The 12949-nt window shown below is 70.7% G+C and carries 11 protein-coding genes; 2 read left to right on the top strand and 9 right to left on the bottom strand.

What is annotated here, in order from left to right; translation table 11 throughout:
• Positions 1–16: 16 nt before the first annotated feature.
• From KRR26_RS13120 to KRR26_RS13160, 9 genes are read right to left on the bottom strand one after another with little or no spacing between them, the layout of a single operon-like run.
• On the bottom strand, positions 17–643 hold the full coding sequence (locus KRR26_RS13120) for a hypothetical protein (protein ID WP_120208784.1): 627 nt from the start codon (positions 641–643) through the stop codon (positions 17–19).
• The gene (pyrE, locus tag KRR26_RS13125; RefSeq protein ID WP_120208783.1) at positions 640–1206 is read right to left on the bottom strand and encodes an orotate phosphoribosyltransferase; all 567 of its coding nucleotides are present in this window, start codon (positions 1204–1206) and stop codon (positions 640–642) included. Before pyrE ends, KRR26_RS13120 begins: the two co-directional genes overlap by 4 nt.
• 2 nt (positions 1207–1208) lie before the next feature.
• Positions 1209–2252 carry a ParB/RepB/Spo0J family partition protein gene (locus KRR26_RS36765; RefSeq protein WP_236068563.1) on the bottom strand — a complete coding sequence of 348 codons (1044 nt, stop codon included), beginning with the start codon at positions 2250–2252 and terminating at the stop codon, positions 1209–1211.
• Positions 2253–2310: 58 nt separating this feature from the next.
• Positions 2311–3006, bottom strand: coding sequence for a bactofilin BacP (bacP, locus tag KRR26_RS13135; protein ID WP_120208780.1), 696 nt, complete (start codon positions 3004–3006; stop codon positions 2311–2313).
• A gap of 3 nt (positions 3007–3009) precedes the next feature.
• Positions 3010–3333 carry a bactofilin family protein gene (locus KRR26_RS13140; RefSeq protein WP_120208774.1) on the bottom strand — a complete coding sequence of 108 codons (324 nt, stop codon included), beginning with the start codon at positions 3331–3333 and terminating at the stop codon, positions 3010–3012.
• 60 nt (positions 3334–3393) lie between these two features.
• A complete protein-coding gene (gene bacN / locus KRR26_RS13145) occupies positions 3394–3735 on the bottom strand; it encodes a bactofilin BacN (RefSeq protein WP_120208773.1) in 342 nt (113 codons plus the stop codon).
• A gap of 54 nt (positions 3736–3789) precedes the next feature.
• On the bottom strand, positions 3790–4626 hold the full coding sequence (locus tag KRR26_RS13150; protein WP_217079972.1) for an alpha/beta hydrolase: 837 nt from the start codon (positions 4624–4626) through the stop codon (positions 3790–3792).
• A gap of 12 nt (positions 4627–4638) precedes the next feature.
• Complete coding sequence (locus tag KRR26_RS13155) at positions 4639–6519, bottom strand: tetratricopeptide repeat protein (protein ID WP_407931716.1); 1881 nt, start codon at positions 6517–6519, stop codon at positions 4639–4641.
• A 43-nt stretch (positions 6520–6562) separates the two neighbouring features.
• A complete protein-coding gene (locus KRR26_RS13160; RefSeq protein ID WP_120208769.1) occupies positions 6563–9067 on the bottom strand; it encodes an ATP-binding protein in 2505 nt (834 codons plus the stop codon).
• Between the two features lie 216 nt (positions 9068–9283).
• Here KRR26_RS13160 and KRR26_RS13165 point away from each other — a divergent pair, with 216 nt between their 5' ends.
• Together KRR26_RS13165 and KRR26_RS13170 are read left to right on the top strand one after the other, a co-directional pair.
• Entirely contained in the window at positions 9284–11350 is a 2067-nt protein-coding gene (locus KRR26_RS13165; protein WP_328707118.1) for an OmpA family protein, read from the top strand.
• Between the two features lie 36 nt (positions 11351–11386).
• A complete protein-coding gene (locus KRR26_RS13170) occupies positions 11387–12943 on the top strand; it encodes a hypothetical protein (RefSeq protein ID WP_217079973.1) in 1557 nt (518 codons plus the stop codon).
• Positions 12944–12949: the final 6 nt, after the last annotated feature.

Genomic DNA, 12949 nt, shown 5'->3' on the forward strand with positions numbered 1-12949 from the left:
GGGCGAGCACCGCGCCTCAACGCGCGGAGACCTTCAGCTCGGCCTGTCCCAGCGTGGACGCCACGCGGAGCATGACGTGCTCGGTGCCGGGCGGAATCACCGGCTGGCCGTTGGCGAACGTGGTGGGGAAGCGCACGCGGTAGCCCACCCAGAACACGCTGGTGTACGGATAGTACGCCCGGAGGTTGAGGTCGGCGCGGCCTACACGGCGCACCTCCACCGGAGTCACTTCCCCCGAAGGCGTCACCAGCGCCAACCGCCAGATGGAGCGCTTCTGCGCGAAGTCGTCGTAGCGGTAGTCGTTGACGTGAACGCCGAGGAAGAACTCGTGGAACCTGGCCGCTTCCGACAGCTCGTCCGCGAGCAGTGACTCCACCTTCGCGGCGGGCAGCACCTGAAAGAGCCCCTGGCGGCGCACGCGCGCCTCGCGGAAGGCCGGGGTCAGGAGCGTCGCGCCCGTGAAGATGCGCGTGTCGAAGCCATCGTAGATTTCGTCGCGCGCGGAGTAGCGATCCAACACCGTGCGGTAGGCCGCCTCGGCCTTGGGGTCATCCAGCGTGGGGGCGGGCTCACCGACGAGCGGCGGCGTGCTGGCACAAGCCCCCGACAGCACCACCAGCACCGCGACGAGCAGCCTTCTCACGGAATGAAGTCCTTGCGGGTGAACAGCGTGGTGAGCCGGTGGCCAGTGGCCTCCACCGCCTCGCGTCCCCCCTCCAGGCGATCCACGAGCGCGAACGCGCCGAGCACCTTGAGCCCCTCGGACTGGGCGCGCTCGATGGCCTTGAGCGTGGAACCGCCCGTCGTCACGACGTCCTCGAGGATGGCGACCGGTGCACCCGGGCCCAGGGCCGAGAGCCCCTCGATCCACTGGCCCGTGCCGTGCCCCTTGGGCTCCTTGCGCACGATGAACGCATGGAGCGGCTGGCCCGCCAGGTAGCTGGTGAGCGCCACCGCCGAGGCCAGTGGATCCGCGCCGAGCGTCAGGCCGCCCGCGCCCACCGCGGTGGGGGCCTCGCGACGGATGGCGTCCAGGAACAGCCGGCCGATGAGGAAGTGCCCCTCGGCGAGCAGCGCCGTGCGCTTGCAGTCGATGTAGAAATCCGACTCCTTGCCCGACGACAGCACCACGCGCCGGCGCTCGAAGGAGCGCTCCGTGAGCAGCTCCAGCAAACGGGTGCGATCGCGCGCGAGTGGCTCCACCATGACTACAGACCCTCCAGGTACGCCACGAGCTCGGACGCGTACCGCAACTGCATCAACAACTCCGCCTTGCGCGATTCATCCAGCGCGGCGAACACATCCGCGAGCAGCGAGAGGTCCTGGTTGAGCGCGCCCATCCGCTGCGCGACGTCCCCTGCCAGCTCATCCGCGTCGACTTCTTCCTCGACGCCTTCGGGCGCCAGCGACTCCTCGGTCGCGAGCGCCTTCTCCAGCATGTCGCGCACGGGCGCCGTCAGCCGGCCCTCGGACTCCAGCGCCTCGCGCTTCGCCTCGAGGACCTCCAGGTCCAGCGGCTCCGAGTGGATGGCCTCGGCCAGCGACAGGAGCAGCGCGTCCTCGTCCGAGAGATGCTCGTGGACACGCGCCTGGACCTCGTCGCGCTTCAAGAAGCGCAGCGCCGCCACCCGGCGGAAGCCGCACACCAGCTGGTAGCGGTCGTCTCCCACCGGGCGCACGTCCACGGGGAAGAGCTGCCCCAGCCGCGCGATGTCGGTGGCCAGCCCGGAGATGTCCCCCTCGGCTCGCAACCGGAACCGCGGCGCATCCTCCAGCTTCTCCAGCGCGAGCATCACCGTGGAGACCCGCCCCACCCGGCGCGGCTCGCCCCGCGAGGGCTCCGCGTCGGACGGTGGCTCGGACGCAGCCGGCGCATCCTCGGAGCGCGCGGCCACTTCGGAGCGCGCGGCCGCTTCAGAGCGCGCGGCCGCTTCGGAGCGCGCGGAGTCCTCGGCCACGGACGCCGCCGAGTCACCCACGGACTCGGTGCCCTGGCTGGCGGCCTCGGTGAGCGCGCTCGCCGCGGCCTCCGTGACGGAGGACGGCGCGGCGCTCCCCTCGCCCGACGGTGGCGGCCCCCCCTCGGACGCGGACTGCGCGGCCTCCGGTGGTGGCTGCGCGGTCTCTTCCGGACGCGGCGACTCCCCCGGGGAATGCGGCACGGCCGCCGCCTCGGGGGAGGTCGACGGCGGACTTCCCTCTGGCGTGCCCGTCATCCCTTCCTGTCCCTCAACCCTGTGCTCGGCGTCCATGGTGGCACCCCTCGTCTTCCTGCCGCCGCGCCGCTTGAACTCGCGGCGCGGGCAGGCTCTAGCGGGTCTTCTTCTTCACCACGACCTTCTTCTTCGCACCAGCACCCATCAGCATGGGCGTTGGGGCGTTGGCACCGCCAGCCTGCTCGGTAGCCGCCGGACGGGGCTCAGGGAGCCGCGGCGCGACGGGGGCCGGAGGCGGAGGCGGAGGCAGCGGCTTACCGACCGGGCGGCTGACGACCGTCGGGGCGGGCGCGGCGCGCGGGGCCGGAGGCGGGGTCGGCGCGGGACGCGCGGGCGGAACCGGCGGCCGCGGCGGCGTGGCGCCCGGGCGAATGGTGGGGCGGGTGGTGGTGGTCGGACGCGCCACCACGGGGCGCTCGGCCGGCAGACGGCCCGGCTCCACGTCGCCCATGTCCACGCGGCCGCGGAAGCTGGCGCCGTCCACGATGATGACGCGCGGGGCGCGGATGTCGCCCACCATGCGGCCTTCGCGGGTCAGCTCCACGCTCTCGGTGGCGTTGATGTTGCCCACCACCACGCCGCTGACGATGGCGTTCCTCACCGCCACGTTGGCCTTCACCACGCCCGAGGGCTCGACGATGAGGGTCCGGCTGAGCGTCAGCTCGCCCTCGACGCGCCCGCGGACCGTGAGGTCCTCGTCACCCGTCAGACGGCCGCTGATGAGGATGGAAGGCCCCACCACGGTGTTGTCGACGGTGTTGCTCGCTCCCAGATCCTTCGCGGTGGCCACGAATCAGCGCTCCTTCATGTCCATGTCGACGTTGCCCTTGAAGGAGGCCCCGTCGGCAATGAGGATGCGCGGGGCCTTGATGTCGCCCACCACGCGGCAGTCCGTCTTCAGCTCGACCTTGTCGCTGGCGACGATGTTGCCCGTCACGCGGCCGGCGATGTCCACGTTCTGCGTCTCGATGTCCGCCTCGACGACGCCGGAGCCCTCCACGAAGAGGCTCTCCTTCAGGGAAATCTTCCCCTTGACGGTGCCCTGGATGACCAGGTCCTCGTCGCCGGAGATCTCACCGTCGATGACGATGCTCGAACCAATGACCGTATTCGCCATGAGTGTTGTCCGCCCCTCTTGAAGGTGGTGCGCCTGGGAGCCCGGTTGGGCCGGTGGATGCTAGATGTCGTCCGGCAACTTCACGTCCATCTCGATGGAGCCGTTGAACACGGCGCCGTCCTCGATGACCACGCGCGGCGCCTTGATGTCGCCCGCCACCTTCGCCGAGGCGTTGATGGCCACGCGCGTGGACGCGTCGATGTTGCCGCTGGCCTCGCCATTGATGGTCAACTCCTCCGCGCGGATGTCCGCCTGGACGCGACCCGTGCCCTCGATGGTGAGGTGGTTCTTCAGGGCAATCTGCCCCTCCACCCGCCCTTCGATGACCAGGTCACCTCCACCCGTGAGGTTGCCCTTGATGACGATGCCCTTGCCGATGATGCCCGTCTCACCCGTTGCCATGCGGTGACCCTCGTCAAGCGCCTGCTCCGTCGGGAGCCGGGCGCTCTGATTATGTCAGAGATGCGCGGAGATCCAGCCGGAGATGTCCCGGAACACCTCTTCGCGCCCCACCTCGTTCAGAGGCTCGTGGCGCATGCCGGGATACTCCTTGAACTTCTTGTCCGCTGTACCCGCCGCCTCGAAGAAGGCTCGCGCCGCCGCCGGCGCCGCCACCCCATCCTCCGAGCCACACAGCACGAACAGCGGTACTTGAATCTTCGGCGCCAACAGCGCCACCTGGGCCTGGGCCTGGGTGGACTCGATGAACCAACGCGGCGTCACGGTCGGGTTGTACAGCGGGTCCTCGCGGACCGCGCGCTGCACCTGAACGTCGCGGCTCAGGTCCTCTGGCTTGAGCTCCGTCTTGAGCTGCAACCACGGCACGGCCTTCCCCACCACGCGCGCGGCCAGGACCTTGAGGGCCGGCGGGGTGATGGCCAGCTTGAGGTATGGGGCTGACAGGACCGCGCCGGACAGGCCCGCCATGCCGCGCGCCAGTTGGTGCGCCGCCATCAAGCCACCGTGGCTGTGCGCCAGGAGGAAGGTCTTCTTCGTCCCCGCCTCGCGACGCACCCGCTGCCAGAAGCCGTCCAGGTCGGCCAGATAGTCCGGCCACTTCGCGCAGTACCCGCGACGACCATCCGCCCGACCGTGCCCGCGATAGTCCACGCCATGCACCGCGAAGCCATCCGCCACGAGCGCGTCGATGACGGGGCGGTAGCGGCCCACGTGGTCACCATAGCCATGGAGCACGGCGACATGGGCCCTCGGCTCACCTTCGGGCAGGTCCAGCGTCCAGAAGAGCCGGGTCTGATCCTTCGCGGTGAAGAAGCCTTCGTCGTGACGCGGCATAGAGGCGAGACCTTAGCGGCCCGTGGCGGCGGTGGATAGCGCCTTCAACTTCCGCTCGAGGCCCAAACGCTGATCGGCCGGCTCGGCCGCTTCGGGCTCCAGGGCCAACACCTCCACCGCGCGGCGCCAGACCCGGGCCGCGTCCGTGGAGCGCCGGGCCTGCGCGTAGGCGTCACCGAGGTGTTCGAGGATGACGGGCTCGTCCGGGGCCAGCTCGACGGCGCGCTCCAGCGCGTCCACGGCCCGTTGGGTCTCTCCGCGACGAAAGTAGACCCACCCCAACGAGTCGAGGAACGCCCCCGTGTCGGGGCGAAGCCGCAGCGCGCGTGAGACCAGCCGCTCGGCCTCGTCCAGCTCGCGCCCGGAGGACGCCAGGAGATAGCCCAGGAAGTTCATCGCCGAGGCGTGGTCCGGCTCCACCGTGAGCAGCTCACGAATCCGAGCCCGCGCGGCATCAAGCTGCCCCTGTCGCTCGAGCGCCGCGGCCAGCGCATAGAGCAGGCCCTGATCTCGCGGCGACTTCGCGAGCGCCCCATTCAAGAGCGCCAGCGCCTCGGCCCCCTTGCCCTGGCGCTCCAGCGTCGCGGCCAACGCGTCGTACACGAGCGGAGGGGAGGCGCTCGTCAGCGCTTCGCGCAGCAGGGCCTCCGCCTTGGCGGGCGCCCCACCCCGCTCCAGCGCTCGGGCGAAGAGGACGCGCAGGTCCATGTCCTCCGGGGCGTCCTGCTGCGCGGCGCGAAACAGCGCGAGCGCCCGCGCGTGCTCTCCGGCCAGGGAGAGACAGCGGGCCCGACGCGTGCGGGCATCCGCGAAGACCTCGGCGCTGGCGGGGACCTCCGCGAAGGCGCCGGCCGCATCGCCGAACCGGCGCTGACGTTCCAGCACCAGCCCCAGGTAGTACGGGAGCCGAGGCTCGCTCGGGGCCACCTTCCGCGCGGTGTCCAGCACCTCGGCGGCGGCGTCCGTCTGGCGTGCGGACAGATAGCTGAACGCCACGCGCACCGCCGTCTCCGGCTCGTCCGTCAGCGACAGCAAGCGGTCGAAGTACGCGCGCGCTCGAACGGGCGACCCCGCCTTGAGTGCCGCGCGGCCCGCGGCCAGCAGGACGTCATGGCGATCCGGATCTCCCTGGAGCGCCTTCGCCAGCGCCTCCTCGGCTTCCGCCGCGCGGCCGGCTCCGTCATACAGGTGCGCCAGCGCGGTCCACGAGTCCACGTCGGCGGGGTCGCGCTCCGTGGCCTTCTGCAAGAGGCGCTCAGCGCGGGCCGGGTCGCCGCGCTCGGCCAGGGCCAACCCCAGTCTTTGGTATCCCGAGGCCTCCCCTGGGAGCGCCACCGCGAGCGCATCCACGACCTTCACGGCTTCGGCGGGCGCCCCGCCCTCCAGTTCGAGCTGCGCCAACACCAGATAGGCCTCGGGCTCGCGAGGACGCAATGACATGGCGCGACGCAGGTGCTGGCGAGCGCGAGTCAGGCGGCCCCCTTCGAGCAGCACGCGCCCCAACATCACGTGCGCCGCGTAATACGTCGGGGTCTTCTCCACGGCGCGCTTCAGCTCGCGCTCGGCGCGGTCGAGGTCTCCTGCCCGCGCGTACTCCTCGCCCAAGCGGGTGAGCAGCAGCGGGTTGCCATCATCGGTGGCCAGGGCCAGCCGCAGCTCGTCCACCGAGCCCCGGTGGTCGCCGTCCCAGTGCATCAGTCGGGACTGGAGGAAGTGTGCGTAGCTGGCGGACGATGCCGTCGAGCCGTCGTCCGAGGCGGCCGCGTCCATGGCCTCGCGCATGGCCTCGCGGTCTACCCGGGGCGGCTTCGCGCGGCCCGCCCCAGAAGCGCCCTCGGCGGTGAGGGCGCACAGCAGCAGGATGACACGGGCGGAGGTCAGGACGGGGCGCACGCCCCCTGAACTCTACTCCGCCCGGCGCCCGCGCGCAGGGTGCTCAGGCCACCTCGAGCGGCGGGGCGCCCAACTTCTCGAGCAGCTTCTCCACCGGGTCACTGTCCTGGCTGACGTCAGCCACCGCCGAGCGGTATTCAATGGACGTCACCTTTTCGACATCAGGCAGAAGCCGCCCGATGACGGTGCGCGCGGCCTCGGCGTTGCACTCGGGCAACACCACCGCGAAGACACCACTGCCCAAGTGGGCGATTGCATCCGGGTGGCGCACCCGCTTGCGCATGACGTCACCCATGTTCGACGGCAGCGTGTCCACCAAGCGGTCCGGGCGCAGCACCGCCAGACTGAGCGCGCGGTGGTAGCGACGACTGCGCGCCACCTCCTGCTCCAGCCGCAGCAGCAGCCCGCGCCGGTCGTGCAGGCCCGTGGACGGGTCGCTCCCCGTGCGCTTCTGCAGCGCCGAGGCCTTCTCCTGCTGCTCCTTCTCACCCTGGCGAAGCTTGAGCGCGCGCTCGGTGCGGCTGAGCAGCTCCACCGCGTTGAACGGCTTGCTCATGTAGTCCACCGCGCCCAGGTTCAGCGCGCGGACCTTGTCGGCCACGCCCTGGTGGGCGGACAGCAGGATGACGGGGATGTGCGCCGTGTCCGAGGAGGACTTCAGGTGCATGGCCGCGTCCAGGCCGTCCAGCTTCGGCAGGAACACGTCCATCACCACCAGGTCCGGCCGCGTCGCGCGAGCCTTGGCCAGGCCCTCCGCTCCGTCGCGCGCCACCTCCACGCGGTACTTGGAGCGCAGCACCTCGGTGAGCACCGCGGCGATCTCCGGCTCATCCTCGACCACCAGCACGCGCGGCTGCTCGGGCACGGCGCTGGGCGCGGGCTGCGGCCGGGGGTTACGCGCCGCCTCCTGCGCCAGCGGCAGCGTGAAGACGAACGTGCAGCCGCCCTCGGCCGGGCTCTCCGCCCAGATTTCTCCGCCGTGCAGCTCGACGAACTCCTTGCAGATGGCCAGCCCCAGCCCCGTCCCCTTCGGGCCATGGCGATAGCGGTCGAACACGAGGTGCAGCTCGTCCGGCGGAATCCCCACGCCGTCGTCGGACACCATCACCCGCACCGCGTCGCCATCCGGGCGCGACAGCCGCTGCGTGCGCACCACCACCTCGCCCGAGGCGCTCGCGTGCTGGATGGCGTTGCTGATGAGGTTCTGGAGCACCTCGTGGAGCTTCATCTCATCGCCGATGAGCATGAGGCTGTCCGGGCACTCGGAGCGCAGCGACACGCCGCGCTCGGCCGCGAGGATCTCCAGTTCGCTGACCGCGTCGCGGCACAGCTGCGCCACGTCCAGCACGCGCGGCTCGATGGACAACCGCGCCGCCTCGCCCTTCCCCTTCTCCAAGAGCGACTCGACCAGCGTGAGGATCTTCCGGCCCTGGCGGATCATCGCCTCGGCGGACTGCTTCTGCTGGGGCTCCAGCGGCCCTTCGAGGAGCAGGCGGCCATGGCCCAGCAGCACCTGCAGCGGCGCGCGCAGGTCATGGCTGCACACCGCGATGATCTCATCCTTGAGCCGGTTGAGTTCCTTCAGGCGCCGGTTGGCTTCGTTGAGTTCGCGGTAGCGCTCGACGTACGCCAGCTCCAGGTCCTCGCGCTTCTTCTTCACCGCGGTGTGCAGGCGCGCGTTGCGGATGGAGTTGGCCAGCACGCCGGCCACGGCCTGAGCGAACTCCTGCTCGTCCCGGCCGAACGACGCGTCCACTCGCGACACGCGCAGGAACAGCGCGCCCAGCAGATCGTCCTGGCAGATGAGCGGCTGCACCAGGATGGACTTCACGCCCAGGGGCAAGAGCGAGGTGCGCACCTCGGCCATCAGCGGATCCCGCTGCGCCTCTTCAATCAACACCGGCTGGCGCGTCTCCAGCGCGCGCCGCAGCTCCGGATAGCGAGCCACCTCGATGTCGAGCTGAACGAGGCTCGGATCCTCCTGCGTGGCCACCACGGTGGCGGTGCGCGCGTGGCTTCCCTCCACGAGCACCACCGAGCAACGGTCCGTTCCCGTCACCCGGCCCACCTTCTCCACGGCGATGCGGAGGATCTCCTCCAGCTCCAGCGAGCTGGTCGCCGCCTGGGTGATCTCCAACAGCATGCCCATGCGCAGGCGGATCCGCTCCTCGCGCTCACGCAACCGCCACGCGCGCAGGGCGGACTCCAGCCGCGGCACCAGTTCGTCCGCGCCGCGAACGAAGTCGTCCACCGGCAGTTCCTTGAAGGCCCCCGCCGAGCGCGTGCGTCCCTGGTCCACCAGCACGGGCAGTCGCTGCAGCTTGTCCACCTTGCGCACCGACTCCAGCAGCGCCGCGGCCCGCTTGGCCGTCACCGCGAGCAGCACCACCTCGGGCTGAAGCTGATCCACCACCTCTTCCAGGCCCGTGGCCTTCTCGGCGGCGGCGCACTGATAGCCACTCGCGGTGAGCCGCTCCAGCAACGCGGCGCCCGGGCCCTTCTCCGCCAGCACCAGGACACGCCCGCGCTGCTCCGCCAGGAGGTCCATCCTCACGGCGCCTCCCCGCCCGCGCGGGCCAGAGAGGAGCGCTGCTGAAAGCCTGTGGGTGCGTAAGGCGTCATGGTCGAATCCGGATCATGCCGTCTAACCCGTCCGCGAGCCAGCATGCGAACGGATCCTCCCTGGCGGGAATTGTGAGAGAAGGGGCGCGACATATACTCGCTCGCCGTGCGTGTCCCTAGAATCCTTCGTCAGGGTCTCGTCGTGCCCTCTTTGAGCCTGACGGCCGCGGTCGTCTGCGCAGCGGGCCTGGCTCGGGCCCAGAACGTCGACGAGACGACTTCCTTCCCCACCCACGTCCAGGCCGCCGGGTCGCCCGGCCCCCGGGCATCCAGCCAATCCCCCGGCGCGCTCCCCGCGAGCGCCCGAGCCGAGAACGACGCGGAGCTCATCTCCACGCGAGAGGTCATCGTCGCCGGCAACGAGCCTCACAGCCCCGCCACCCTGCACAACGCCTACGCGGATCCACGCAACCTCCGCCGAGGCTCCAGCAGCACGGGCGGGGTGGGTCTGCTGCGCATCGCTGGCGCCGATCTGGGGTCGCCCGGACTGCTCCGCTTCGGCGTGGTGGGCGAGTACTCCCACGGCAGTGATTTCCCGGTCCGCGACGCGACGAACTCGCGCACGTCCGGGACGTTCTCCCTGGCGTACACGCCGGTGGAGTACCTCCAGGCCTACGCGGCCTACTCCGCGTCCGCCAACACCAACTCCCGCACCTCGCCGCGACTCATCCAGGCGCTGGGAGACGTGACATTCGGAGCGCGCGCGTCGCGCCAGTGGCTGCCGGGACTCTGGGCCGGTGTGGACGTGCGCCTGATGACGTTCTCGGGCGTGGGCGACGCGTCCGTGGACAAGACGGCGTGGGGCTTCGCGCCCAAGCTGGTGGGCACGTATGACCTGCACCAGCTCGATGCGCGGCTGCCGCTGCGCGTGCACGCCAACCTGGGCCTGCTGTTCGATGGCACCCAGAGCCTGGCGGGCGACGCGAAGCTGAATGCCTCGGAGGAGTACGCGCTGGGCATCAACCGCTACAGCCGGCTGGCGCTCGCGCTCGGCGTGGAGGCGCCGCTTCCCGGGGTGACGCCCTTCCTGGAGTACAGCCGCGCGCAGCCGCTCGGCACGGGGGGCCCGCTGGTCTCTCCGGATGGGCGCACCCTGTCCGCCGGAAGCGTCGCGCCCCAGGTGCTCGGGCTGGGCGCACGCCTCACGGCCCTGAAGGACCTCTCGTTCACCGCTGTCGCCGAATTCGGCCTCCAGCGCAACGTGGGCCTGGGCGTGACGCCGGTGCCGCCCTTCAACCTCGTGGTGGGCGCGGCCTACACGGTGGACGTCCTGGGGCACGAGCCGACGAAGGTGGTGGAGCAGGTTCGCGAGCGGAAGGTGGCACCGCCCGCGCCCAAGCTCGCGCAGGTATCGGGAACGGTGATGGATGCGGAAACCCACAGGCCCGTGGGCGGCGTCCTCGTCGCGGTGGCGGGCCTGCCGCCCGTGGCCACGGACGCCGAGGCCGGCCGATTCCTCACGTATGAGCTGACGCCCGGCGCGGTGAAGCTGCTCGTGCGCAAGGAGGGCTACCACGCGCTCACGCGGGAGCTCATCCTCCAGCCTGGAGAGAAGTCCGTGGTGGAGCTGACGCTGGAGCGCGAGGCGCGGCCTGCCCAGGTCTCCGTCTCGGTGGCCTCGAAGAAGAAGCCCGTGACGGCGACCGTGGCGCTCCAGGGCCCGAAGCCGGCGCAGCTTGACCTGTCCGAGTCCGCATCCAGCCCCACGCTCGCGGAGCTGCCCGCGGGCGCCTACGTGGCCGTCGTCACCGCGCCGGGCTACCTGGCGCAGACGCGCGCCGTGCAGGTGGCGGAGGGCGCGCCCCTGACGCTCGCGTTCGACTTGGAGCCGGAGCCGAAGAAGAAGCTCGTGAGCATCAAGGACAACAAGCTCGAGCTGCTCCAGCCGCTGCACTTCGCCGAGGGCAAGGCCCTGCTCTTGCCGGACAACGACGCGGTGCTGGTCCAGGTGGTGGATGCGCTCGTGCGCGCGGGCAACCACCGCGTGCGCGTGGAGGCCCACACGGACAACCAGGGCGACAAGGCCGCCAACCTCCAGCTCTCCAAGGACCGGGCGAAGGCCGTGGTGAGCGCGCTGACTCGGGCGGGCATCGACGCGACGCGCCTGGAGTCGGAGGGTTATGGCGACAGCCGGCCGGTGGCCCCCAACCTCACCCCGAGGGGACGGGAGCTGAACCGCCGCGTGGAGTTGCTCATCCTGGACCGGTGATGCCGGCCACGCGACGCGGCGATAGAGTGCGGGGCCATGCACCCCGCTCTCCTATCCCGTCGCGCGCTGCGCACCTCGCTCCTGAGCCTCGCCCTGGTGGGGGCCACCGCCTGCGGTGACCCCAAGCCGCCTCCCCAGCCAGACCCGCCCCAGGTCGCGCTCACCATCCCCGAGCCCAACACGGCGGCCCGCTCGCTGAAGGTCACCGTCACGGTGTCTGGCTGCGACAAGGTGGCGGAGCTGTCCCTCTACGACCGCGACACGTTCCTCAAGACGTTCACCTACGCGGGCCCGGATACGCCGTTGGAGCTGGCCTCCAACGACATCAAGTACACCAGCGGCATCGCGGCCAGCCTGGCCCTCAAGGCACAAGCCACCTGCTCGGATGGGCGCAAGAACGTCTCGCAGCCCCAGTCCGCCACGTTCTTCCCGGTGGAGCAGCTCATCACCGACCCCAAGGGTGAGCAGGTCGTCACGGACCTGTTCCTCGCCGAGGGCCGGGGCACCAAGGTCAACTTCATCGGCTGCGGCAATCCCGCGACGGGGCAGTCCACCCTCTACCGCGTGGACTCGGCGGGCAACGTCCTCAAGACGGTGGACATGGACATCGTCTGCAGCCCGGACACCGTCGTCACGCCGCGCAACGAGGCCTCCGGCAAGCGCTGGGTGTGGACGCCGGGCTCGGGCGCGCTCGCGGTGGACGACAGCTTCGTCATCACCGGACGCACGTCCTCGGGCCTCAACATCGCGGGCCTGTCCGTCATGTCCAACGGCGACGCGCTCATCACCGAGAGCGTCACGCGCGTCTCGCGCCTGAAGCACACGGCCACGAGCGGCAGCTTCACCTGGACGTACGCGCCCACCCTGCTGGATGAAATGGCCGCGCAGCCCATCGAGCGCGGCGCCGACGTGCTCATCGGCGTCTCGCGGCAGAAGGGCACCACCGACATCCTCCAGGTCGTCGTCACGCAGCTCAACGCCACGACGGGCACCGTCGTCACCGAGCACGCCCTCGCGGACTACAACGGCCTGCTGGAGAACGTCCCCACCGTGGCCTTCAGCCCCGACGGCGCCGTCGCCTATATCGGCTTCGTCCAGGCCAACAACCAGTCCAAGGTCATGGCCTGCGTCACCAGCCAGGATGGCTGCGCGGGCACCAACCAGAAGTGGACCCGCGGGACGCTGCCCGGCACCATCGCGGCGCTCGTCCCCTACGCCGCCGGCACGCGGCTGGCCGTCGTCAGCGCGCAGCGCGTCTGGTTCCTCGACACCGCCACCGGCACCATCAAGAACAAGGGCGGGCTCTCCGTGGACGCGAGCGGTGCGCTGCGCATCCTCCAGATTCAGACGAGCCGCTCCACCAGCTCCGAGTTCTACCTGCTGAACGGACCGGCCCGCAGCGCGACCGGGCCGGCCACCCTGCCCGTGGAGATTGTCGGCGTGGACTCGGCCGAGTTGGGCGAGGTGTTCCGCTACGAGGTGGCCAGCAGCCTCGCCGCCTCAGTGGATGATGACGGCCGCCTGTGGATCCGCGTGGGAAACAAGCTGGTGCAGGCCCTCACGCTGTCCCAATACCGTCAGGTCCACCCGTAGGAAGCA

The organism is Citreicoccus inhibens, from assembly GCF_019039035.1.
Classification (GTDB): Bacteria; Myxococcota; Myxococcia; order Myxococcales; family Myxococcaceae; genus Citreicoccus; species Citreicoccus inhibens.